Raw genomic sequence first — 21,660 nt, 5'->3', positions numbered from 1 at the left:
GGTCAACCGTGTTACCTGAAGTCTTCTATGCCAAGGCAATCATCACGTTGGTACGTGGCCGCGCCGAGCGCGCCCGCCGTGAGGGATTCAACGAACGTGGAGCGTCGGCCATCGAATGGGCCATCATCTCTGCCGTCGTCGTCGTGCTCGCACTCGTCGTCGCCCGTGTCATCCAAGGCGTTGTCGAGAGCAACGCAGCAAAAATCCAGCAAGGCGCCAACTAGCAACTCGCGTCACGCTCCGAAACCCTCGCCGCGACGGCGGGAGCGCGGCACCAGCGCGCTCGAATTTTCTGTCATCGCGCCGGTCTTCCTTCTGCTGATCTTCACGATTATCCAGGCTGGGCTTTATTTTTATGCCCGCAACACCGCTCAATCGGCGTCCCGCGAAGGGGTCTCCTATCTGCGGCTGGCGGGCAACAATTCTGATCCTCAGGCGTTCGTTGATGCTGCCGAACAGGTCACTGCCGGCTATGCGACGAAGCTTGGCCGGCTCACCAATGTGACTGCGGTGGGTTCGGTCGACACCAAAAGCGGGCGCGTCACGATGCTGGTGATCGGCGACGTCGTACTCCCGCTCGGCGGAACCGTCGAAGTTCAACAGACCTCTGAGGCAACACTTGAGCAGTTCCGTGGCGACACTCGGGACTCGCCATGAAGCGCCGCGACCGGGGGACAGCGAGCCTCGAACTGGTCATCACCGCGCCATTCCTCTTGGCGCTGATGATGTTGATCATTGCGTTCGGTCGCTACGCGCAGACCGAAAATCTTGTGGATCAAGCGGCGCGTGATGCTGCCCGCGCGGCGACGGCGCAGAATGTCCGCGCTGCCGTGCCCGACGTTGTCGCCGCAGTTGTGAAGGACTCGATGATCGACGCTCCGGCATCTTGTCGCCAGAGCGCGGTCGCGGACAAGGTCGCGTTGACCGCAACGGCCTTCCAGCTGCCGGACCCCAATGATCCCTCGGCGATCGACACAGTAACCGTGACCGTGCATTGCACCCTTGACCTGAGCGATCTTGCGGCGTTGCCGCTGAAGTCGGTCGACATTTCGCGTACGTTCACCAGCCCACTCGACCGCTATCGAGGCTATCGATGAAGCGTCATGACGAGACCGGATCGATCACGCCATTCGTGATCATTGTTTCGCTGGCACTCATCATGCTGGCGGCGCTGGTTGTCGATGGTGGCCGGCAACTCAATGCCAAAGGGCGCTCGATCGCCTACTCCCAAGAGGCTGCACGCGCCGGCGCACAAGCCATTGATGTGACTGATCCGCGGCTCGATCTGTTGCCGGGTCAGGCATTGAGATCGGCTGCTGAATATTGCCGCCAAGCAATGGCGGCGGACGCCCAATTGATCAAATGCCAGGCGGCGCTGACCACGGTTCAAGATCCGGCGGGGGACTTCAAGGCGGTCAAGGTCACCACTCGCGTGCAAATAAAGGCCATCTTGCTGGGCATCATCGGGCGTCATGTGCTTGACGCCAGCGGGACTGCGTTGGCCCGGCCGGTCAGTGGCATTTCCAAGGCGGACAGCGGCAAGGTCGCAACGCCGGGACCGCCGTCAGTTGCGCCGCCCGGCCAAGGTGGCCCGCCGTCGACGGCGCCTCCCAAGCCACCCGAGGTCGAGGTGACGCCGTGCACGCCGAAGCCAACGGCAACCCCGACGCCCAAGAAGGACAAGGACAAGAAAGACAAAGACAAGGACAAGCCGGATGAATGCAAGGAGCCGAAGTGAGTTTCGCGACGTGACTCCTTCGGCTCCACCGGCGTAGGCCGCGTACGGACTATCTATTTCACGCAACCACCGGAGCCACTGACCGCCGCGATTCCATCGTTCGCCCACACAGTGGCGCCCATTGTGGTGGCACCTTTGGCGAAATTGACCCCTTCGGGATCGATTTTGCGGTTGGCAGTCCAGCCTTTAGCTTCGAAGTTGTCGGCGATTTCTCCTCTGAGTCGGGTGAGGGTGCCCGGTGTGACCTTCACATGCACGATGTAGATGAGGTCCTTTCCGGAGTCGTCACGGCCCGGGATACACGCGCCAATGTCGTTTTGCCTGATTTCGGGATCGGTGCCGACCTGCGCGGCGAGCGCGTCGATGTCGGTTCGTGCCTGCGCGGCGACTTTCCTGACCGTGTCCATCTGGTCTTTCTCGGTGGCGCCGCAGCCGGCGGTGACGGCCAGAACGAGAAGCGCAGCGAAGGTGAGGGCGGTGGCGAGGAGTCGGGTGTTCATTTCACGCAGCCACCGGAGCCACCGACCGAGGCCAGCTTGGTGTCTTCCCACACATGCGTGCCCATCGTTGTTCTGCCTTTGGTGAAGTTGACGCCTTCGGGGCTGTAGGCGCGATTGACGGTCCAGCCTTTAGCTTCGAAGTTGTCGGCGATTTCTCCTCTGAGGCGGGCGAGGGTGCCGGGTGTGACCTTGACATGCACGATGTAGATGAGGTCTTTGCCGGAGTCATCACGGCCCGGGACACAGTCGGTGATCACGTTTTGTCTGATTTCGGGGTCGGTGCCGACCTGCGCGGCGAGCGCGTCGATGTCGGTTCGTGCCTGCGCGGCGACTTTCTTGACCGTGTCCATCTGGTCTTTCTCGGTGGCGCCGCAGCCGGCGGTGACGGCCAGAACGAGAAGCGCAGCGAAGGTGAGGGCGGTGGCGAGGAGTCTGGTGTTCATTTCACGCAGCCACCGGAGCCACTGACCGAAGCGATTCCGTCGTCTTCCCACACGCGGGCGCCCATCGTGGTGGTGCCTTTGGTGAAGCTGATTTCTTCGTCTCCGGGTCCTGGATGGGGGGTCCAGCCCTTAGCTTGGAGGTTGTCGGCGATTTCTCCTCTGAGTCGGGCGAGGGTGCCGGGAGTGACCTTGACATGCACGATGTAGACGAATTCTTTGCCGGAGTCATCACGGCCCGGGACACAGTCGGTGATCACGTCGTCTTTGACTACCGGGTCGGTGCCGACTTGCGCGGCGAGCGCGTCGATGTCGGTTCGTGCGTGTGCGGCGACTTCGTCGATCTTCTTCATCTGGTTCTCCTTGGTATTGCCACAGCCGGCGACGATGAGGGCGAATGCGATGACAAGGGCGACGAGAGCGGTGGAAGGTTTCATGGGATGTCGATCCTTTCACCTGGTGTTTCCCAACCGGTCTGTACCCGGTGTGGGAAGGTCAAGGTTCCCAGGTGGCCGGCCTCCCAGTCGTAGGCCGGTTCACGATAACCAGTCGCCGTACCACCGGTGAACACTTGAAACATGTCCTCCCATGCGTCAGAGCCTGGTTCGAACACTCCGCCGTGTGCGTCGGCAGGGACTGCCCAGACTTTGGTTGACACCTGACCTGTGAGGATTTCGGTCTTCGCTGGAAGGATGTCTGTTATGCCTAAGCCCTATCCCGTCGAGTTTCGTGATGATGTTGTTGCGGTTGCTCGCAAAGGTGAAGCCCCGCTGTCCCAGATCGCGAAGGACTTCGGTATTTCGGAGTCGTGTTTGTCGAACTGGTTGAAGAAGGCCGATGTTGAGGACGGCAACCGTCCTGGTGTCACTGAAAAGCAGTCGGTCGAGGTGCGTGAGTTGAAGAAACGTAACCGGCTGTTGGAGCAGGAGAACGAGGTCCTGCGGCGTGCGGCAGCGTATTTGTCGCAGGCGAACCTGCCGGGAAAATAGTCTTCCCGCTCGTCCGTGAAATGGCCGCGGCCGGCGCCCGAATCAGGGTGTCGGTCACGGTGGCGTGCAGGGTCTTGGGTTTGAGCACCAAGGGGTATTACAAGTGGCTCAAGGCACCGGTCAGTCAACGAGACTGGGACGATGCGCACCTGATCAACGCGGCCCTTGATCTGCATGCCGAGGACCCAGGTGATGGCTATCGGTTCATCGCTGACGAGCTCGCCGACCTGGGGTTCGCCGCGTCGGAGAACCGTGTGTGGCGATTGTGCTCCTTGCAGGGGATCTTCTCGATCCACTCCAAGAAGCGTGGCCTGAACCGCAAACCCGGCCCACCGGTCCATGACGACCTGTTGGCCACCAAAGATGAGAACGGGAAGCCTGGACGTGACTTCACCGCGGACGCGCCGAACACCAAGTGGCTCACCGACATCACCGAGCATCCCACTGCTGAGGGAAAGCTTTATCTGTGTGCGATCAAGGACTGCTATTCAGGTCGGATCGTGGGTTACTCGATCGACTCGCGGATGAAGGCATCGCTCGCGGTCTCAGCGTTGCGCAACGCGATCAGTCTCCGCTCGCCTGAGGGAACAATTGTGCACAGTGACAGAGGCAGCCAATTTCGCTCCAAGAAGTTCGTCCGCACCCTCAGGATCAACGGCCTCTTGGGGTCGATGGGGCGGGTCGGAGCGTGCGGAGACAACGCCGCCATGGAGTCGTTCTTCTCATTGCTGCAGAAGAACGTCCTCAACACCAGACGGTGGGACACCCGCGAGCAACTCCGCCTCGCGATCGTGACCTGGATCGAGACCAAGTACCACCGCAAGCGCCGCCAACGGGGCCTGGGCAAACTCACACCAGTCGAGTTTGAGACCATTTACATGGCCGCTAACGCGGCCTGAAAACCACCAACCCGAGGTGTCAACCAAATCGGGGGCAGTCCCACGGGCTGAGGCGACGAAGGTGCGGGTTGATCCGAATCAGGATGGTACCCTCTCTGTCAGGCTGAGGTGAGACACCGCTCGTGTTGTGGGGTGGTCTTTGAGAGGGCGGGGATCGGACGTAATTATGTTGAATCCAGAGGCCCAAATGCCGTTGTCGGGCGATGGTGTTGATCCGGCTGCGAAGCCGACTCGTCGGTCGTTCACGGCGGAGTATCGGGCCCGCGTGTTGGCCGAGTACGAGGCGGCACCGCATGGGGAGAAGTCCGCGGTGTTGCGTCGCGAAGGGATCTATCAGACACAGGTCGCTGAGTGGGCCAGAGCCCGCGATGCGAAGGCCGTCGGCATCACGTATCGGCGGGATCGTAAACCGCGGTCGAAAGAGTCATCGGCGGCGGTCCGGGCGGTGAAGTTGGAGGCCGAGAACAAACGATTGGCCCGCCAGTTGGAGACCACGCAGGCAGCTTTAGATGTGATGGGAAAAGCGCACAGGCTCTTGGAGTTGCTCTCGGCGAGCAACGACGAGAGCCAGCCGACAGCGACGAGGGACCGGTCGTGAGTGCCGACTCGATTCTGGGCGATGCGTTCACTGCGTTGATCGCCTTGAGCCTGACTGTGGTGGCAGCGTGCGCGTTGACCGGCCGGTCACGGGCGACGCACTACCGGCGCGTCAAACCGCCGGCGGGCAAGGTCGATTCGATGGCGCAGGCTGATCGGACCAAACCGCCGTCGACCCTGTCCCACACTGAGCGAGTCAACGTGCTGGAGGTGATCAATTCAGTCCAGTATGCCGATTTGTCGATCTGTCAGATTTGGGCTCGTGAACTCGACGAGGACCGGTATCACTGCTCGATGTCGAGCATGTATCGGATCGCTAGGACGGCCGGGCAAACCCGCGAACGCAGACGCCTGGCCACGCATCCGGCGAAGGTCAAACCCGAACTCCTAGCCACCGGGCCGTCACAAGTCTGGTCGTGGGATATAACGAAACTCCGTGGCCCGGCCAAGGGGATCTGGTTCCATCTTTATGCGTTGATCGACATCTATTCGCGTTACTCACCGGGCTATCTGGTTTGCGCTGCAGAGGACTCGGTCGTGGCAGCGGACTTCATCGACGGTGCCATCTGTCGTAACGGCACCGCACCACACACTGTTCATGCCGACAGGGGAACGTCGATGACGTCCAAACCGGTCTCCGCGCTGCTGGCCGATCTGGGCATCACCAGGTCACACTCAAGGCCCCGAGTCTCCAACGACAACCCGTTCTCCGAAGCACAGTTCAAGACGTTGAAGTATGTGCACGACTTCCCGCACCACTTCGATTCACTGGCCGAAGCGCGGGTCTTCTGCGACGGGTTCTTCGCCGAATATAATCACGTTCATCATCATTCGGGCATCGGTTGGCACACGCCAGCATCGGTCCATTACGGCACCTACGGAGCCATCGACGACGCCCGACAACAAACCCTGAACCGGGCCTGGCAGAACCATCCCGAACGCTTCGCCCGCCAGCCGGTCCCGCCCCAGATCCGGACCGAAGTCTGGATCAACGAACCACAGACGGAGGCGAATCTGGCGGCGATCCCAGCGACACAAACAGTCTAAAAAGAAACTGTCTCACTTGACTTGAAAAATACCGGTATGAGGGCGGTGGTGTGTGATCCGGACACGCCGTATCGGCAGGGTGTGTCGTCGCGGTATCAGCCGGCGAATGCGTGTTCGATTACGTTTGATCGGTCGTCGGCGTCGGCGCGTAGGTATGCGTCTGAGCCGATTCCGTTGAATGTGAAGGACGCGTTTTATGCCAGTGTTGAGGTGACGTGGAAGGTTACTTATGGGGATGGGACTGTGATGAATACGTTGGGTGATGGGTTCACGATGCGGATGAAGCAGGTCCTCCCGGTCCAAGAAGTCCAGGCCCCCAACCAGCCACCATCAGTCATCTACTAAGAAGCGGAAACAGCGGACTGCGCCCGTACGGTGTTTTGAGTCTGGTGGAGAGGTCAAGATTAGATGATCCGACGACTCGGGGTTTTTGTTGTGGTGGTTGTTGCGCTTGTTGGTGTGGCCGGGTGTGGGGGTGCGGGTGTGGATTCGGTAGATGAGTGGGCGAAGTCCCGGCAGGTGAATATTGATCGGGTGACAGGAGTGGCCGATCGGGTTTCGGCGCATGCATTCAGTGTGGAAGAGACCATCGGTGCGTGCGAGAGCGGCGACGATCTGGACCACTCGATCGGTCAGTCAGACTACACGGTGTTTGCGATGCCCAAGCCGGGTGCCATCGATTATGTGACGGGCGAGTTGAAAGCCAAAATGAAAAAGAACGGGTGGTCGTTACGCGACCGTTCCGACAGCCAGAATCCGCTGTATTTCATCTGGAACAAGGGCGTACTGCGCCTCAGCGTGAACTCATCGCCCAATGCGTCCGGCGAGGAAATTATCACTATTAGCGGTGGTACACCGTGCGGGAAGACGGACTTGACGCCGCACGGGGTAGTCGGTGAGACCGATGCCTGGTATCTCGCACCAACCGTCGAAGGCCCAACGCTCAAGGACAATAAGTGAACGCTATCCCTTGGGTGTAGTCCCCCCCCGCTTTGTCTTTTTGTCGGGCGGGAAATTGGCGAGGAGGCGCGTAACCGCGGATTTCGCTAGGATTGGTGGTGTTCGGTAGTTGATGCTTCGGGGGAATGTTTGTGAATCGGCAAGTTTTGGTGGCTGGTGTCGCTGTTGTTGCGTTGGCGTGTGGGTTGTCCGCGTGTGGTGGCAGCGATAAGAAAGCGACACCCAAACCGACGGCGACGACCGCGACGACGCCGGCTGTTCCGGTGCAGCCCAAGGGCGCCAACGGGGTCACCTACGACATCCAGAACTGGGACGACTACGCCAACGACCCCGCAGTTCTGGCGTGGAAGCGGACCTATGAGGCACTTGGTGCATCCCTAAACGCAGGGAAGGTGTTACCCGCATTGCGTGCTGGGGCGGTCAAGCCAGCGTTGAGAACATATTTGACCGCCGTCGTCCAGGCGAAGAAGAACCAGTGGCACGTCAAAGACGTTGGACAGGTGAAAGTTCAGTCCGCCGATATTTCGGGAGACAAGGCGAGTCTTACGATGTGTATGTGGGCTCCAACAACAGGCCTGTATGAAAAGAGCGGCAAATACTATGGCAAGACTGAAGTTTTCTGGTTCAAGCAGAATGCTCAGTTGAAGTTGGTCGAGGACCGCTGGGTCATTACCTCCTCCGTCTATGACGGCAAGTGCCTCGGAGGTGCTCCGGCATGACAATCTTTTCGCGCCGGGTGTCGGCACTTCTCCTAGCATTGGCAATGGTCTGCTTCGCATTGGTGGCGGTGTCTTCGCAGCCGGCATTTGCGTGTCCGCCGGATGGATGTACGAAGCCGCCGCCGAAGACTGATCCGCCGCCGGCGGATGGTCAGAGTGATGGGACGAAGACGGAGTCGTATGTGACGCCGGCGCGGTCGTGTTCGGTGTATGCCAATGGTGGCGGTATGGGGATGTATTGTTTGGCGCTTGGTGGTGGGAATGCGAAGTCGTTGCGGGAGCGGTTTGGTGAGCAGAAGTTGCAGAAGTGTCGCTATAGCAGCATCCCTGAGGGCATCAAGGAACCGTTTAATGCGTCTCCGGGTGATGGCCGGTACATGATGATGACGTGTTTGGGCAATATTGATTTTGATACGTTTAATGGTGGCCCGGATCGTACGTTGGATGTGTCGATGGTGTTCGTGCCTGATGGCACTGATGTTGCTGATCGCGATAATGGGATTACTAAGTTTTTGTTTGATCAGTTTGATTCGTCGACGCAGATGCCGGTGCCGTTTATGGTGACGCGGCCGAATGTGACTCCGTTGGTGGGGGTTCCTACGTTTTTCACGTTCCGGTGGGTTGATCCGGCCACGAATAAGACTGTTGCTGGTCCGGTTCGTCAGATTCGTACGAATGGTGTGGTGATGCGGGCTGAGGCGACGAAGGTGCGGGTTGATCCGAATCAGGATGGTATGAGGGCGGTGGTGTGTGATCCGGACACGCCGTATCGGCAGGGTGTGTCGTCGCGGTATCAGCCGGCGAATGCGTGTTCGATTACGTTTGATCGGTCGTCGGCGTCGGCGCGTAGGTATGCGTCTGAGCCGATTCCGTTGAATGTGAAGGACGCGTTTTATGCCAGTGTTGAGGTGACGTGGAAGGTTACTTATGGGGATGGGACTGTGATGAATACGTTGGGTGATGGGTTCACGATGCGGATGAAGCAGGTCCTCCCGGTCCAAGAAGTCCAGGCCCCCAACCAGCCACCATCAGTCATCTACTGAGATCCGAATACAGGGTGCAAATCATGTCGCCAGCAACGCTGAACAAATCACAAACGAACCGGCTGCCCGCCGCCGACCAAGAATCGAACCGGCGCGGACAAATCGCCAAAGGTGCCTTGGCACTGCTCGGCACCATCGTGATCGTTGTCGGCGTCCCGATCGCCTTGCTGGCAGCCTTTGGCGCGCCGTGGCCAGACACGATGCCGACGCGTGATTGGCTGAGCAGCCCGACGACCGGCGAGACCGTTCTTGCCGTTCTGGCCGTCATCGTATGGCTCGCATGGCTCCATTTTGTGATCTGCCTGGTCGTAGAAGCCGTCGCCGAACGCCGCAACCGTGGCCTCGCGCCGCATATCCCTGGCGGCGGTATGGGCACGCAAACCTTGGCCCGCCGGCTGGTAGCCACGATTGTGCTGCTCGCCGCTGCTACCTCGGTCGGTATGTCATCTGCATCCGCGGCAACGACCAGCGCATCACCGGTGTCCGATCAGGTCACCAGCGCATCGGTTGCGCCGCTTACGTCACAGGCCGGCGCACTCGACGGAGCGCTACCCGCAGCCGGCACACTCGAAAACGCAACATCGGAGGATATCGTCGAAGGCATCACGACCTACTACGACGTGAAGCCGCACAGCGGTCGCCACTACGACACCTTGTGGGACATGGCCGAACGATTTCTGGGCGACGGACTTCGTTATAAGGAGATCTGGGAACTCAACAAGGGCGTGGCTCAACCCGACGGGCAAGTCCTGAAGAACGCCGACCTCATCTACCCCGGTTGGGTTATGAAGCTGCCGAACGATGCCAAGGGTCCCGGACTCAAGGTGGTCGATCACGCGGCTGCAAGTGAATCTTCGCCGGCGGCGCCGGAATCAACGTCGACGACCCGTGCCGCAGCGGACTCCGCAGCGGATTCGGCCGTAATCGCGAAGGCTGATTCGAATGAACAGGCTGGCGGCGGGCTCGGCATCAGCTCCAGTTGGTCGCCGTTCTTCGGCGTCGCCGGAGGCCTCGCTCTTGCCGGTGCATTGCTCGGATTGCGCCGCCGCCGTGCGTCCACGCCAACCGCCGCGCGCTGGCTGAAGCGTACGAGTGGCGGGCCAGATCCACGTGACCCGACGCCGACGCCGCCGACTCCCGGATCGCGACTGCGCGCTGAGGCCGACACCGAAACTGCCAGTTGGCTCAATCGAGCGCTGCGTTCGTTGAGCCCAAGCATGCCGGCACCGATACGCGTCTCGATCGGTGAAGGTGGACTCGCCATGGCATTCGAGGATGCCCCCGAAATCGAACCGCCACATGGCTGGACCGCGCGCGCCAAGGTATGGATGCTCGACCGTCAAACGTCAATTGACGGCACCGGCTCCGCTGCGCTTCCCGGGCTTGCCAGCATCGGCCGGCGTGATGACGGCAGCGTGCTGTTGATTGACCCCGAATCGATTCCTGGTGTCGTCGCGTTCGACGGCGACAGCGATACTGCGCGCGGACTTGGACTCAGCATGGCGGTCGACACCGCGACCCACTTGTGGGCCGACAACCGAGTCGTTACGTTGGTTGGCTTTGCTGGCGATGTGTCGAGCATCGGACAGGGCAGTATTCGCCGTACAGATGATCTTGAGCGCGTGTTTGAGAGCCTCGAGAATGTCGCTCGATTCCAGCGGGCTGGCTGCCGGCGAGTGGGCGCTCACAGCGTGCGCGAGGCGCGTGCAGCCGTCGATGCTGCAGGGGACTGGACCTATCATCTCGTCGTCTGTTCGGGAGTGCCGTCGGGCGATCAGCTGAGCCGGCTGTCGGCGCTCGCGGCCGATCCGCAGATTGCGCTCGGCGTCGTCATCATCGGCGACGTACCCGATGCCGCGCTGCGTCTGACGGCTCGACCCGATGGTCGGATCTCGTCGCCAATCCACGGCGTGGATGTCATCGCACAGGTACTCACGGTCGATGCGGCCAAATCCCTCGCGGCCCTGTATGAACCGTTGCCGAAGGCTCGCCGGGTTGGGATCAACGACTTGGTCGATTCCCTTGAGGCCGAGCAGGAAGCCGTTGTGTCCCCGGCAGCGTTGGCGCAGTTGCGCATTCTTGGTCCGGTTGCGCTCAGTGCTTCCGGTCACGTTGAGCCAGAGCGCACCGTCTTGCTTACCGAACTCGCGTGCTTCCTTGCCCTTCACCCGGCGGGCGCCCATGTCAACCGCATCAGTGCGGCGCTGTGGCCGCGTGGCGTCGACAACAGCGTTCGTGATGGCGCGCTTGGCCAGCTGGCCACCTGGGTGGGTGCCGCGGCCGATGGCACGTCGCTGCTGCAACAGGAATCGGGCGTATGGCGATTTGCGCCCGGTGCAGTCGATCTCGACTGGGATTCCTTCCGCACCGCTCTGAACCAGGCTGCCCACGACGGTGAACGGCGCGAAGCGCATTTCCGTCGAGCACTCGATTTGGTGTCCGGTCTGCCGTTCGCCGATGCACCTGTCGGTCGCTATGCCTGGCTTGAGGCCATGTCGATCGAGGGTGACATCGTGATGGCGGTGAGCTTGACGGTGCAAGCCTGCGCCGAGGCAGCGGTAGCGCACGACGACGAACCGGCGGCTCGGGCGGCGTTGATCCAAGGCCTCACCTTGTTGCCGGCGAATGAAGAGTTGTGGCGCTCCCGGCTACGTCTTACCCAACATTTTGGCGGCCGCGATGACGTCGAGGCAGTCGTTGAAGAGATGTATGCAGCGATCGCTGAGCATGGTTCGATCGTCGGCTCGGCGGCCGAAACTGATGCCTTGGTCGATGAGTTGCTGCCCGGTTATCGGAGCCACGTCGCCTGACGGTTCGCCCGCTTAATTGCTGGGACAAAGCAAAACCCCCACGGCATCGTCGTGGGGGTTTGTGGTCTATTCGGTTCAGATGTGGCGGGTGGGGATACGGCTCAAGCCGTCCCTCGTCACTACTGCGACCGAACCAGCGGCGCCAGCCGCGATGGCAATAATTGCGGTGATGGTAACGATCATGTGACTCTCCTTTGTTCGTGCTCGACTGAGTCAATTTTCACCCCTTTGACCATCAAGCACAAGCGATGTTAACTGCACGCTTCATGTAGTATTACTTCATGGACCTCAGAAGGCTTGAATTGCTGCGGGAATTGGCCCAGCGGGGCACCATCGGGGCGGTTGCCGATGCGACGGGAATCACACCGTCGGCCGTTTCGCAACAGCTCAAGGTGCTCAGTCATGAGGCCGGCGTGCCGCTTACCGAACCATTTGGTCGCGGAATCGCGTTGACGATCGCGGGCCAAGCGTTGGTCGAAACAGCGACCGAGATAGCGGTCGCGGTGGAGCGCGCCGAAGGCCGATTCCATGAGTTCATCAAGCAGCCAGCTGGTCGTGTGACGCTGACGACTTTTCCCACCGGCGGCCGGATGCTGTTGCCCCAGGTGTTGTCCCGGCTTGAGTCGGTCGAGGGGCTGCAACTCGTCTGCACCGACCAGGATCCGTTGCTCCCGGACTTCGCCGACTTGACCCCGGATTTCGACATCGTACTTGCCGATTCGCCGACGAATGCCCCGTCGTGGCGTGAACGCGGACTCGCGGTCGTCCCACTCCTGAGCGAGCCGCTCGACATCGCGATGGCGGAGGGACATCGGCTGGCAGGAATGAGCAAGGTAACACCGGCCGACGTCGCTGACGAAACCTGGATTGCCTCACCGCTGGACTTCCCATTCGACCGGATCTTGAAAGAGATCGATGCGGTCAATGGCACTCCGGCGAAGGTCGCCCAACGCTTCATGGACAACGGGATTGTGGAGGCCTTGGTCGCGGCTGGCCACGGCATTGCGATCCTGCCCCGCTACACGACTCGTGAGCGGGAGAACGGTCTAGTTACGCGCCCACTCGCGGGCGTACGAAGCCGGCGCGAGATCTCCGCACTCCTGCGTCCCGACCGCTTTGAGCGGCCATCCATCCGGCTGATCATCGAAGTTCTGAAGGATGAAGCTGCGGCGCTAGCGGCGTCACACGCCGCCCCTACCGGTTGAGTGAAACACTCAGGACATGAATACACCCGAACTCGCCGTGATCGGCGGCACCGGCTTCTACACATTCATTGACGATCCCGAGACCGTTGAGGTCGATACGCCCTACGGCAAACCAGCGGCACCGATCGCAATTGGCACTGTTGAGGGCGGCAAAACGGTGGCGTTCCTGCCGCGGCACGGCCGACATCATGAGTTCCCCGCACACCGGGTCAACTATCGGGCCAACCTCTGGGCTCTGCGTAGCCTGGGTGTGCGCCAGATCCTGGCACCGTGCGCGGTCGGCGGTCTCCAACCCGAGCGTGGCCCCGGATCGTTCGTCGTACCCGATCAGATCTTCGATCGCACCACCGACCGGATCCAGACGTTCTACGACGACGGCGCGGTGCACGTGTCGTTCGCCGATCCATACTGCCCGCGACTGCGCGGTGCATTGCTCGCCGGACTCGCCGCGGAGGAGCCAACCGACGGCGGCACTCTCGTTGTGATCGACGGTCCGCGGTTCTCGACCCGTGCCGAATCGCGTTGGTATGGCGACCAAGGCTGGTCAATTATCGGTATGACTGGTCATCCCGAAGCAGTGCTGGCGCGCGAGTTGGGGCTTTGCTACGCCACCGTCGCGCTCGTCACTGATCTGGACGCCGGGGTCGACGAGGTATCCGCGGTCAGCCATGCGGAGGTGGTTGAGGTGTTCGCCCGCTACACCGACACCCTGCGTGACCTCCTTCGCACGATTGCCGCAACGGTCGATCCCGATCCGAGCTGTTCATGCGCGCACTCACTCGACGGGCTCGACCTGCCGATCGAACTTCCTTAGCGTGCCTGAGTTGGGGAGCCGAACGAGCGGTCAGTTGACCTGTCGCTCGATGCCCCCCCAGTACGGCTTGCGTAACTTGAATTTCTGCAATTTGCCGGTCGCCGTACGTTCGAGCGACTCGCGGAACTCAACCTTCTTGGGGCACTTGTAGCCGGCGAGATACTGGCGGCAATGGTTGATGACATCCTCCTGCGTCACCGCCGGATCATCGGAGACTACCAGCGCCATGATCAGCTCGCCCCACTTCTCGTCGGGGATGCCGATCACGGCGACCTCGGTGACATTGGGGTGCGACATGATCGCATCTTCGACCTCAATCGAAGAGACATTCTCGCCACCGGTGATAATGACGTCCTTCTTGCGGTCGGCGATGATGATGCAGCCATCCTCGAATGTTCCACCGTCGCCGGTGTGGAACCAGCCATCTTTGAGGACTCGCGCGGTTTCGTCCGGGTTGTCCCAGTAGGACTCAAGGTTGTGGTTGGTCTGCGAGAGGACCTCGCCCAGATCGTCGACCATCATGCGCACGCCAACCGCCGGCGCTCCTGCGTGCCCGAGATTTCGGGCCTGCTGAGTGGGATCTAGCTCTTCCCACTCAGCGCGCATGCGACTCATCGTCAGCAACGGCGCGGTCTCGGTGAGCCCGTAGATCTGAATGAATTCCCAGCCAAGTTCCTCACGTACGCGCTGGATCGTGCTGGTCGGCGGCGGGGCGCCGGCGACGATGATGCGGACCCGATCGCGGCCGGGGATCTCACCGTCCCACGCCTTTGCCGCATCCAGTGCCATCGTGACGACCGCCGGGGCGGCGCACATGATCGTGACACCGTATTTCTCGATGCGTTTGAGTATCTCGGTGCCGTCGATTTGTCGTATGACGATGTGTTTGGCGCCCATGCCGGTCATGGCATAGGGCATCCCCCAGCCATTGGCATGAAACATCGGAAGCGTGTGCAGGTAGACGTCGCGGTCGTCGACCGAGGACTGCCAGCCGAACACCGTCGCATTGAGCCACAGCGTGCGGTGGGTCAGTTGGACGCCCTTGGGCCGTGCCGTCGTACCCGAGGTGTAGTTGATCGTTGCGGTCGCACCTTCATCGCCCGCCCAAGGCTCTGGCGTGCCGGTGCCGCCCCAGATCTTGTCATCGTCCTCGCCGATTACGAAGACATGTTTGGCGGTCACCGTGTCCAATAACGACCGCAATGATGGATCAACGATCAGAACTTCAGCGCCGGAGTGTTCAACGATGTACTTGACCTCGGCAGGTGCAAGACGAAAATTGACCGGTACGAGGATCCGACCCCAACCCGAGACGCCGAAGTATGACGTCAAGAGCCGCGCGGAGTTGTGCGAAATAATCGCGACACGACCGCCGACCGGTACGCCGAGCGCATCGAGATTAGCGGCCTGCGCGGCAGCGCGCCGCCCCATCTCCGCATAGGTCATCTCACCCCACGACGGAGCAGGTTGGTCAGACTCATCCACGACGGCAACACGGTCGGGATAAACCGTGACGGCACGGTCGAGAAAGTCATTGACGGTGAGTGGGCAAAACACGGTGCCTCCCGGGCAGAACTCAAATGTGGCTTACTCCACTTTATTCATACTCCGGTCACGGCTGCACCCGGGTTGCGGGTGCAACGGTGGAATATTCGCTGAATGGCTTCGAATCAGCGCCGAACGGCTTGGAGGATCGCATCCAACGCCACCGCCGGCTCGCCGTCCGGGTTGACCCAGTTGCGCGAAAACGTGGTCGCATCGATCGTCCAGTCCTCGGGGTCGAGCAGTGCCGCGACTTCCTCGGCGGTATAGCGAATGTCAGGAAAGCTGGTGCCCTCGGCCGAATGTCGCTCGTCGTTGGGGTGATGGCCCACGATCAACAGCGTGCCGCCCGGCGCGACGGATGCGGCGAGGCGTCGCTGTAACTCAAAGATTGCCGGTTTCGGTAAGTGCATGAACTGCGCGCTGACGAGGTCGTATGCCCGCGGCTCGGCCTGCCACTCGAACAGGTCAGCCTGTTGCCACGTGATGCGATCGGCGACGTCGTCGCCGAGGCTGCGCGCCAGAGCCGCCGCCTTGTCGAGTGCAACCTGGGACAGATCAAGGGCCTTGACCGTCCAGCCCTGACTGGCGAGCCAGATCACATCGGCACCCTCGCCGCTACCGATATCCAGCGCACGACCGACACGCAGGTCGCCGGCTACGGTCACGAGATGCGGATTGGGCTCGCCACTCCATACCCGGTCGGACGAGCCATAGCGTTCGTTCCAATATTCCTTGCTGAAGAACTCGGTGGCGTCCTGCGCGTGGTCGTGAGCCATTGGTCGCTATTCCGCGTAGCCGTAGAAGCCCTGGCCGGACTTCTTGCCCAGCAGGCCGGCCTCGACCATACGCTCGAGCAGTGGCGGCGGGCTGTAGAGCGGTTCTTTGAACTCGTCATACATGGACTCGCCGATTGCGCGGATTGTGTCGAGCCCGATCAGGTCGGACAGCGCGAGTGGCCCCATCGGGTGGCCGCAGCCGAGCACCATGCCGCGATCGATATCGGCCGCCGATGCATAGCCAGCCTCGTACATGCGGATTGCTGACAACAGGTAAGGGACGAGGAGGGAGTTGACGACGAAGCCGGCGCGGTCCGTGGCTGCGATCGGATCTTTGCCAAGCTGTTCGGTGACGAATGTCGCCATCCGTCCCTTCGTCTCTGGAGCGGTCGTCAACGAAGGGATGAGCTCGACCAGCTTCATAACGGGAGCCGGGTTGAAGAAGTGCACGCCCATGACGCGACTGGCGCGTCCCGACACCGCGCCGAGCTTGACGATCGGGATGGACGACGTGTTCGACGCGAGGATCGCATCGTCCTTCTCGAGGATGCCACCGATCGTGCGGAACAAGTCGAGTTTGACCTGCTCGTTCTCCGAGGCTGCCTCGATCACGAGATCGCATTGCGCGAGCTGTTTGAGGTCGGTCGTAAACGTGATCCGGCCCATGATGGCCTCGACTTCGGCCGCGTCGATCTTGCCGCGCTTCTCAGCCCGTCGTAGCGACCCCTCGATGCGCTCCTGTGCTGCCGTAGCGGCCGCAGCGCTGATCTCGATAAGCGTTACCGGTATCCCGGAACGGCTTGACACTTCAGCAATACCTGAGCCCATCAGGCCGCCACCGACGACGCCGACCGATTCGATCACACTCATACACTTACTCCTTTGAAGGCATGAGGCTTTCCTCATGTTCTGTCGTAGACTTTATCGAAATACGGTGTTGCTCCCTAATCGTGACGTTACCTCGTGATGTGATGAGGTATGCGCTTTGTCGGTATCGCCGTGGCCGTATGCCTATTGCTCTCCGGTTGTGGGGCCGGCAGTGAGCCGACCACAAAGGCGACGCCGAAGGCCGCACCGACAACAGCGACCACGAAAGCCGCCACGCCGACGCCATCAAGTACCCCTACCGTGGCTGCACCGACCGGCACCAGCAGGCTGCAAGATTTGAACGACTTTCAGTGCGCTGCTGACAAGGACGGGGTCTGGAATTCAACGGGAATTCTGCAAAATACCTCGAAGAAGACAGTGGCCTATCAGGTCACGGTGTTCGTCGGTGAGGCAAATGGTGAACGGTCGAAAGCGAAGACCAAGCAGTATGTGGTCGCACCTGAGGGCTCGGCGAGAATCGGTTTGACCAAGTTGCCGGCCCCGAAGGACGCCGCTCGATGCTACGTACAGGTGCTCGCAAAATAACTGCCGGTCGCACCCGATTTCAGGAACGGGAGACGTGCACCATGTCTTCGCGCGGGACAACCTTGACGCGTTCGCGGCGGTGGGTGTGTTGCTCGCCGAGCGCGATCTCGTGCGCGTCGAGCTTCTCCCAACCTTCCCACGTTGTGAACTGGATGCCGCGGCCTTCAAGGTAGGCATCCAAGGCGCCGGGCTCAGGCTGCTCAGGCGTCGGCAATTGATCGATGTCCTCCAGCAGCAGCCGGATGGTCTTGGTGGCATCGGACTTGGTTTGCCCGATTAGGCCCACCGGGCCACGTTTGATCCAGCCAGTTACATAGGCGCCGGGGACTGGCTCGCCGTTGATGTCGATGACTCGGCCACCGTCATTGGGAACGACACCCGATTTGAGGTCGAACGGCATACCGGCAAGCTCATCGGAGTAGTAGCCGATCGCACGGTAGACCGCCTGAACTGGCCAGTCGATGAACTCCCCGGTGCCCCGAGCGCCGCCATTGCCATCGAGTTCGGTGACTTCGGTACGCAGCGCGGTGACCTTGCCGTCCGCGCCGAGGATCTCGACTGGGTTCTGGCAGAAGTGGATGTGGATGCGATGTGATGCGCCTGACTCTTCCTTTGCCAAATAGTTTTGGAGTACGTCGACGACGAGTTTCTGACTTTTGTTGGTGCGCAGTGCCTCGAGTGAACCTTCGTCGAACTCGAAGCCCTCGGGATGGATCACGACATCGATGTTGGGCGATTTGGCGAGCTCGCGGAGTTCCATCGGCGTGAATTTCACCTGGGCGGGGCCACGACGCGCGAAGAGGTGGACGTCCTTTGCGACATTCTTGAGCAGGCCGGCGTGCACATTGTCAGCAATCTCGGTCACAAGGAGTTCGTCGGCGGTTTTGGCGAGGATGCGGGCAACGTCGAGACCGACATTGCCGACACCCAGCACAGCGATCTGCTCGGCATGCGGCTGGAAGTCCCAGTCGCGAGGCGCTTCGGGGTGGCCGTCGTACCAGTAGACGAAATCGGCCGCGCCGAAGGAGCCGTTGAGATCGATGCCGGGGATCTGCAGATCCCGGTCCTTGTTGGCGCCGGTTGCGAAAATCACTGCGTCATAGAAGTAGCGGATGTCGTCGAGCTTCAGATCCGTGCCGTAGTTGACGTTGCCGAGGAAGCGGATGTTGTCGTGGGTGAAGACGCGTTTGAGCGCCTTGACGATCTCCTTGATGCGCGGATGATCGGGCGCGACGCCATATCGGATGAGGCCGAATGGAGTCGGATCGCGCTCGATGATGTCGATCATCGCATTCGGATGTTCCTTCGAGAGGATGTCCGCTGCATAAATCCCCGCAGGTCCGGCGCCAATGACTGCGACCCTCAGTTGCCTATCCATTCGCTCTCCTCACCTACATCCCACCCTTAGGTAAGCCTAATAGGCAGAGCGCCGGAATTAATCAAGGGCGAGTATGCGATATATCACGCCGGTCTGGACTCTTCCGCGCAAAGTTGTAGAGTTGAGTGGAATGGACTCAACTTAATTGTTGTTGTGGTAGATAACGATCCCCTCAGGTGCTAGGAGTATTTCTATGGATCTTTCGAAGTTCACGACGCGCAGTCAGCAGGCCTTGGCCTCGGCAATTTCGACCGCCGCCGCTGCTGGCAATCCCGCCGTCGAGCCGGCGCATTTGCTGGCCGCCCTCTTAACGCAGGAAGGTGGCCCCGCCGCGCCCTTGCTGCAGGCGGTCGGCGCAGACCCGAATGCGGTTGCCGCCGGACTCAAAGCTGAGTTGGAGTCACTGCCCGCGGCCAGCGGCGCCAGTGTGAAAAATCCAGGTCTGTCGCGCGCCAGCCACGAGGTGTTGCAACGGGCGCAAGATCTGGCCGGCCAACTCGGCGATGAGTTCATCTCGACCGAGCATTTTGTCGTCGGGATCGCGACGGTCGACTCCGGCGCACGAACGGTTCTTGAGAATGCGGGTGCCTCGGCCGAAGCGCTGCAGGCGGCGTTTTCCTCTGTGCGTGGTGCGGCGCGCGTGACCAGCCAGGACGCCGAGGACAGTTATCAGTCCTTGGAGAAGTACGGCGTCGACCTGACCGCCATCGCACGTGAGGGCAAACTCGATCCGGTGATCGGCCGTGACAGTGAGATCCGCCGCGTGATCCAGGTACTGAGCCGTCGTACGAAAAACAACCCCGTGCTGATTGGTGAACCCGGCGTCGGCAAGACCGCGGTCGTCGAGGGCCTCGCGCAACGCATCGTGGCTGGCGACGTGCCCGAATCGCTCAAAGGTCGTCGACTTATTTCCCTTGACCTGAGCGCCATGATCGCAGGCGCCAAATATCGCGGCGAATTCGAGGAGCGGCTCAAGGCCGTGCTCGCCGAGATCAAGGCGTCCGACGGGCAGGTCATCACCTTCATCGACGAACTGCATACCGTCGTCGGTGCGGGCGCCGGGGGCGACAGCGCGATGGACGCTGGCAACATGCTCAAGCCGATGTTGGCCCGCGGCGAGTTGCGGATGATCGGTGCGACGACGCTTGATGAATATCGCGAGCGCATCGAGAAGGACCCGGCGCTCGAGCGACGCTTCCAACAGGTCTTCGTTGGCGAGCCCACCGTCGAGGACACGATCGCGATCCTGCGCGGCATCAAAGAGAAGTACGAGAGCCATCACAAGGTCGCAATCGCCGATGCCGCTCTGGTGGCTGCCGCAACGCTGTCCGACCGTTACATTCCCGGTCGCCAACTACCGGATAAAGCCATCGACTTGATCGATGAGTCGAGCAGCCGGCTGCGTATGGAGATCGACTCGAGTCCGATCGAGATCGACGAGCTGCGCCGCGCCGCCGACCGGCTCATGATGGAAGAGATGCATCTTGCCAAGGAAGACGATGAAGCTTCCAAGGAGCGGCTCTCCAAGCTGCGGGTCGAACTGGCCGATAAGCAGGAGCAGCTCCGTGGCCTTGAAGCGCGTTGGGCGACCGAGAAGCAGAGCCTCAACGCGGTTGGTGAGATCAAGGAGCGTATCGATGAGGTTCGCTCCGCGGCTGAGCGCGCACAGCGCGATGGCGACATGGAAACTGCTAGCCGGTTGCTCTACAGCGAATTACCGCAGATGGAGGCCGCTCTGATAGCGGCTCAGGCGGCCGAGCCGGTCGACAAAGCTGATCTCATGGTGCATGAGGAGGTCGGCGCCGACGACATCGCCGAAGTGGTGGCGGCCTGGACCGGCATACCGACCGGCCGGCTGCTCGAGGGTGAAACCGGCAAGTTGCTCCGGATGGAGGACGAACTCGGCAAGCGATTGATTGGTCAGAAGACCGCAGTCACGGCCGTCTCCGATGCCGTGCGCCGGTCGCGCGCTGGAATCTCCGACCCGGACCGTCCGACGGGATCATTCCTGTTCCTTGGCCCGACCGGTGTCGGCAAGACCGAGCTGGCCAAAACGTTGGCAGAATTCCTGTTCGACGACGAGCGCGCGATCATTCGAATCGACATGAGCGAATACTCCGAGAAGCACTCGGTCAGCCGGCTTGTCGGTGCACCTCCGGGTTATGTCGGCTACGAAGAGGGCGGGCAGCTCACCGAGGCCGTGCGCCGTAGGCCCTATTCAGTGGTCCTGCTCGACGAGGTCGAAAAGGCACATCCGGAAGTCTTCGACATTCTGCTGCAGGTGCTCGATGACGGGCGACTGACCGATGGACAGGGACGTACGGTCGACTTCCGCAATGTCATCTTGATCCTGACGTCGAACCTTGGTAGCACCTTCCTGGTCGATCCGGCATTGGACGATGCGGCTAAACGAGAGGCAGTCATGACGGTCGTACGGGCTTCGTTCAAGCCTGAGTTCCTCAACCGACTCGATGAGGTCGTGATCTTCGATGCGCTCGGCACTGAGGAGCTTGCGCACATCGTCGATCTCCAGGTCCTGGCGCTTGCCGCTCGACTCGCATCGCGGCGCATCACGCTCGATGTCACTGCCGCCGCGCGTGAGTGGTTGGCGGTCACCGGATGGGACCCGGCCTATGGTGCCCGGCCGCTGCGCCGACTCGTGCAACAGTCGATCGGTGATCGGTTGGCTCGCGCATTGCTGGCTGGCGAGATTCGCGATGGCGACACGGTTGTTGTCGATCGCGAAGGTGAAGCCGACGCGCTCACTGTCACCTCCGCGTGATGGGA

23 protein-coding genes are annotated in these 21,660 nt (G+C 61.1%); 16 read left to right on the top strand and 7 right to left on the bottom strand.

Translation table 11 applies throughout. The features are described 5' to 3' along the window. The first annotated feature begins 8 nt into the window (after positions 1-8). The 4 genes from AC2YB9_RS16990 to AC2YB9_RS16975 are packed head-to-tail and all read left to right on the top strand — an operon-like array spanning position 9 to position 1,738. Positions 9-224 (top strand): hypothetical protein, encoded by a 216-nt coding sequence (locus AC2YB9_RS16990; RefSeq protein WP_487266545.1) that lies wholly within the window; start codon positions 9-11, stop codon positions 222-224. Next, positions 166-657 (top strand): TadE/TadG family type IV pilus assembly protein, encoded by a 492-nt coding sequence (locus AC2YB9_RS16985; protein ID WP_487266544.1) that lies wholly within the window; start codon positions 166-168, stop codon positions 655-657. The genes AC2YB9_RS16990 and AC2YB9_RS16985 overlap by 59 nt, the downstream gene beginning before the upstream one ends. Continuing rightward, entirely contained in the window at positions 654-1,097 is a 444-nt protein-coding gene (locus AC2YB9_RS16980; protein WP_487266543.1) for a TadE family protein, read from the top strand. Before AC2YB9_RS16985 ends, AC2YB9_RS16980 begins: the two co-directional genes overlap by 4 nt. Next, positions 1,094-1,738 carry a TadE/TadG family type IV pilus assembly protein gene (locus AC2YB9_RS16975; RefSeq protein ID WP_487266542.1) on the top strand — a complete coding sequence of 215 codons (645 nt, stop codon included), beginning with the start codon at positions 1,094-1,096 and terminating at the stop codon, positions 1,736-1,738. Before AC2YB9_RS16980 ends, AC2YB9_RS16975 begins: the two co-directional genes overlap by 4 nt. Positions 1,739-1,791: 53 nt before the next feature. Here AC2YB9_RS16975 and AC2YB9_RS16970 read toward each other — a convergent pair whose 3' ends face one another. The 3 genes from AC2YB9_RS16970 to AC2YB9_RS16960 are packed head-to-tail and all read right to left on the bottom strand — an operon-like array spanning position 1,792 to position 3,115. After that, a complete protein-coding gene (locus AC2YB9_RS16970) occupies positions 1,792-2,238 on the bottom strand; it encodes a hypothetical protein (RefSeq protein WP_487266541.1) in 447 nt (148 codons plus the stop codon). Continuing rightward, positions 2,235-2,681 carry a hypothetical protein gene (locus AC2YB9_RS16965; RefSeq protein ID WP_487266540.1) on the bottom strand — a complete coding sequence of 149 codons (447 nt, stop codon included), beginning with the start codon at positions 2,679-2,681 and terminating at the stop codon, positions 2,235-2,237. The genes AC2YB9_RS16970 and AC2YB9_RS16965 overlap by 4 nt, the downstream gene beginning before the upstream one ends. Further along, positions 2,678-3,115, bottom strand: a complete 438-nt coding sequence (locus AC2YB9_RS16960) for a hypothetical protein (RefSeq protein WP_487266539.1) — start codon at positions 3,113-3,115, stop codon at positions 2,678-2,680. Before AC2YB9_RS16960 ends, AC2YB9_RS16965 begins: the two co-directional genes overlap by 4 nt. A gap of 264 nt (positions 3,116-3,379) precedes the next feature. Here AC2YB9_RS16960 and AC2YB9_RS16955 point away from each other — a divergent pair. The 10 genes from AC2YB9_RS16955 (at position 3,380) to AC2YB9_RS16910 (ending at position 13,761) form a co-directional block, all read left to right on the top strand. Then, positions 3,380-4,566, top strand: a protein-coding gene (locus AC2YB9_RS16955) for an IS3 family transposase (RefSeq protein WP_487266538.1) whose coding sequence is annotated in 2 segments (ribosomal slippage) — positions 3,380-3,658 and positions 3,661-4,566 — 1,185 coding nt in all. Because the reading frame shifts where the segments join, the coding sequence is not laid out codon by codon here. 166 nt (positions 4,567-4,732) lie between these two features. After that, positions 4,733-5,164, top strand: a complete 432-nt coding sequence (locus tag AC2YB9_RS16950; protein ID WP_487266537.1) for a hypothetical protein — start codon at positions 4,733-4,735, stop codon at positions 5,162-5,164. Further along, complete coding sequence (locus tag AC2YB9_RS16945) at positions 5,161-6,210, top strand: transposase (protein WP_487266536.1); 1,050 nt, start codon at positions 5,161-5,163, stop codon at positions 6,208-6,210. The genes AC2YB9_RS16950 and AC2YB9_RS16945 overlap by 4 nt, the downstream gene beginning before the upstream one ends. Before the next feature lie 36 nt (positions 6,211-6,246). Beyond that, on the top strand, positions 6,247-6,555 hold the full coding sequence (locus AC2YB9_RS16940) for a hypothetical protein (protein ID WP_487266535.1): 309 nt from the start codon (positions 6,247-6,249) through the stop codon (positions 6,553-6,555). A gap of 63 nt (positions 6,556-6,618) precedes the next feature. Beyond that, positions 6,619-7,170: a hypothetical protein gene (locus AC2YB9_RS16935; RefSeq protein ID WP_487266534.1), complete on the top strand. Its 552-nt coding sequence runs from the start codon at positions 6,619-6,621 to the stop codon at positions 7,168-7,170. A 131-nt stretch (positions 7,171-7,301) separates the two neighbouring features. After that, positions 7,302-7,889, top strand: coding sequence for a hypothetical protein (locus tag AC2YB9_RS16930; protein WP_487266533.1), 588 nt, complete (start codon positions 7,302-7,304; stop codon positions 7,887-7,889). 206 nt (positions 7,890-8,095) lie between these two features. After that, on the top strand, positions 8,096-8,932 hold the full coding sequence (locus AC2YB9_RS16925; RefSeq protein WP_487266532.1) for a hypothetical protein: 837 nt from the start codon (positions 8,096-8,098) through the stop codon (positions 8,930-8,932). A 23-nt stretch (positions 8,933-8,955) separates the two neighbouring features. Beyond that, the gene (locus AC2YB9_RS16920) at positions 8,956-11,742 is read left to right on the top strand and encodes an AfsR/SARP family transcriptional regulator (RefSeq protein WP_487266531.1); all 2,787 of its coding nucleotides are present in this window, start codon (positions 8,956-8,958) and stop codon (positions 11,740-11,742) included. Between the two features lie 281 nt (positions 11,743-12,023). Then, positions 12,024-12,947 carry a LysR family transcriptional regulator gene (locus AC2YB9_RS16915; protein ID WP_487266530.1) on the top strand — a complete coding sequence of 308 codons (924 nt, stop codon included), beginning with the start codon at positions 12,024-12,026 and terminating at the stop codon, positions 12,945-12,947. A 16-nt stretch (positions 12,948-12,963) separates the two neighbouring features. Beyond that, on the top strand, positions 12,964-13,761 hold the full coding sequence (locus AC2YB9_RS16910) for an S-methyl-5'-thioadenosine phosphorylase (RefSeq protein WP_487266529.1): 798 nt from the start codon (positions 12,964-12,966) through the stop codon (positions 13,759-13,761). A gap of 30 nt (positions 13,762-13,791) precedes the next feature. Here the strand turns inward: AC2YB9_RS16910 and AC2YB9_RS16905 are convergent, their stop codons facing one another. The 3 genes from AC2YB9_RS16905 to AC2YB9_RS16895 form a co-directional block, all read right to left on the bottom strand. Next, complete coding sequence (locus AC2YB9_RS16905) at positions 13,792-15,318, bottom strand: AMP-binding protein (protein ID WP_487266528.1); 1,527 nt, start codon at positions 15,316-15,318, stop codon at positions 13,792-13,794. A 113-nt stretch (positions 15,319-15,431) separates the two neighbouring features. Next, entirely contained in the window at positions 15,432-16,082 is a 651-nt protein-coding gene (locus tag AC2YB9_RS16900; protein WP_487266527.1) for a class I SAM-dependent methyltransferase, read from the bottom strand. Between the two features lie 6 nt (positions 16,083-16,088). Continuing rightward, positions 16,089-16,952 carry a 3-hydroxybutyryl-CoA dehydrogenase gene (locus tag AC2YB9_RS16895; RefSeq protein ID WP_487266526.1) on the bottom strand — a complete coding sequence of 288 codons (864 nt, stop codon included), beginning with the start codon at positions 16,950-16,952 and terminating at the stop codon, positions 16,089-16,091. A 108-nt stretch (positions 16,953-17,060) separates the two neighbouring features. On the opposite strand from AC2YB9_RS16895, the gene AC2YB9_RS16890 reads away from it, so the two are divergent. Further along, the gene (locus tag AC2YB9_RS16890; protein WP_487266525.1) at positions 17,061-17,495 is read left to right on the top strand and encodes a hypothetical protein; all 435 of its coding nucleotides are present in this window, start codon (positions 17,061-17,063) and stop codon (positions 17,493-17,495) included. Between the two features lie 19 nt (positions 17,496-17,514). On the opposite strand, the gene AC2YB9_RS16885 is transcribed toward AC2YB9_RS16890, so the two are convergent. Then, positions 17,515-18,873 (bottom strand): FAD-dependent oxidoreductase, encoded by a 1,359-nt coding sequence (locus tag AC2YB9_RS16885; RefSeq protein WP_487266524.1) that lies wholly within the window; start codon positions 18,871-18,873, stop codon positions 17,515-17,517. Positions 18,874-19,066: 193 nt separating this feature from the next. Between AC2YB9_RS16885 and clpB the strand changes: the two genes are divergently transcribed. Beyond that, entirely contained in the window at positions 19,067-21,655 is a 2,589-nt protein-coding gene (clpB, locus tag AC2YB9_RS16880) for an ATP-dependent chaperone ClpB (RefSeq protein ID WP_487266523.1), read from the top strand. Positions 21,656-21,660 lie beyond the last annotated feature (5 nt).

The sequence above is a fragment of the Aeromicrobium changchenzhani genome (assembly GCF_057586615.1).
Note: the sequence above shows the minus strand (reverse complement) of the source record. Positions and strands in the feature narration are given on the sequence as shown.

Excerpts from the sequence above, each read along its gene's own strand:
- AC2YB9_RS16885 (WP_487266524.1), bottom strand. The coding sequence starts at position 18,873 with ATGGATAGGCAACTGAGGGTCGCAGTCATTGGCGCCGGACCTGCGGGG.
- AC2YB9_RS16915 (WP_487266530.1), top strand. The coding sequence starts at position 12,024 with ATGGACCTCAGAAGGCTTGAATTGCTGCGGGAATTGGCCCAGCGGGGC.
- AC2YB9_RS16960 (WP_487266539.1), bottom strand. The coding sequence starts at position 3,115 with ATGAAACCTTCCACCGCTCTCGTCGCCCTTGTCATCGCATTCGCCCTC.
- AC2YB9_RS16910 (WP_487266529.1), top strand. The coding sequence starts at position 12,964 with ATGAATACACCCGAACTCGCCGTGATCGGCGGCACCGGCTTCTACACA.
- AC2YB9_RS16970 (WP_487266541.1), bottom strand. The coding sequence starts at position 2,238 with ATGAACACCCGACTCCTCGCCACCGCCCTCACCTTCGCTGCGCTTCTC.
- AC2YB9_RS16895 (WP_487266526.1), bottom strand. The coding sequence starts at position 16,952 with ATGAGTGTGATCGAATCGGTCGGCGTCGTCGGTGGCGGCCTGATGGGC.
- AC2YB9_RS16950 (WP_487266537.1), top strand. The coding sequence starts at position 4,733 with ATGTTGAATCCAGAGGCCCAAATGCCGTTGTCGGGCGATGGTGTTGAT.
- AC2YB9_RS16890 (WP_487266525.1), top strand. The coding sequence starts at position 17,061 with ATGCGCTTTGTCGGTATCGCCGTGGCCGTATGCCTATTGCTCTCCGGT.
- AC2YB9_RS16975 (WP_487266542.1), top strand. The coding sequence starts at position 1,094 with ATGAAGCGTCATGACGAGACCGGATCGATCACGCCATTCGTGATCATT.
- AC2YB9_RS16980 (WP_487266543.1), top strand. The coding sequence starts at position 654 with ATGAAGCGCCGCGACCGGGGGACAGCGAGCCTCGAACTGGTCATCACC.
- AC2YB9_RS16940 (WP_487266535.1), top strand. The coding sequence starts at position 6,247 with ATGAGGGCGGTGGTGTGTGATCCGGACACGCCGTATCGGCAGGGTGTG.
- AC2YB9_RS16900 (WP_487266527.1), bottom strand. The coding sequence starts at position 16,082 with ATGGCTCACGACCACGCGCAGGACGCCACCGAGTTCTTCAGCAAGGAA.
- AC2YB9_RS16965 (WP_487266540.1), bottom strand. The coding sequence starts at position 2,681 with ATGAACACCAGACTCCTCGCCACCGCCCTCACCTTCGCTGCGCTTCTC.
- AC2YB9_RS16920 (WP_487266531.1), top strand. The coding sequence starts at position 8,956 with ATGTCGCCAGCAACGCTGAACAAATCACAAACGAACCGGCTGCCCGCC.
- AC2YB9_RS16935 (WP_487266534.1), top strand. The coding sequence starts at position 6,619 with ATGATCCGACGACTCGGGGTTTTTGTTGTGGTGGTTGTTGCGCTTGTT.
- clpB (WP_487266523.1), top strand. The coding sequence starts at position 19,067 with ATGGATCTTTCGAAGTTCACGACGCGCAGTCAGCAGGCCTTGGCCTCG.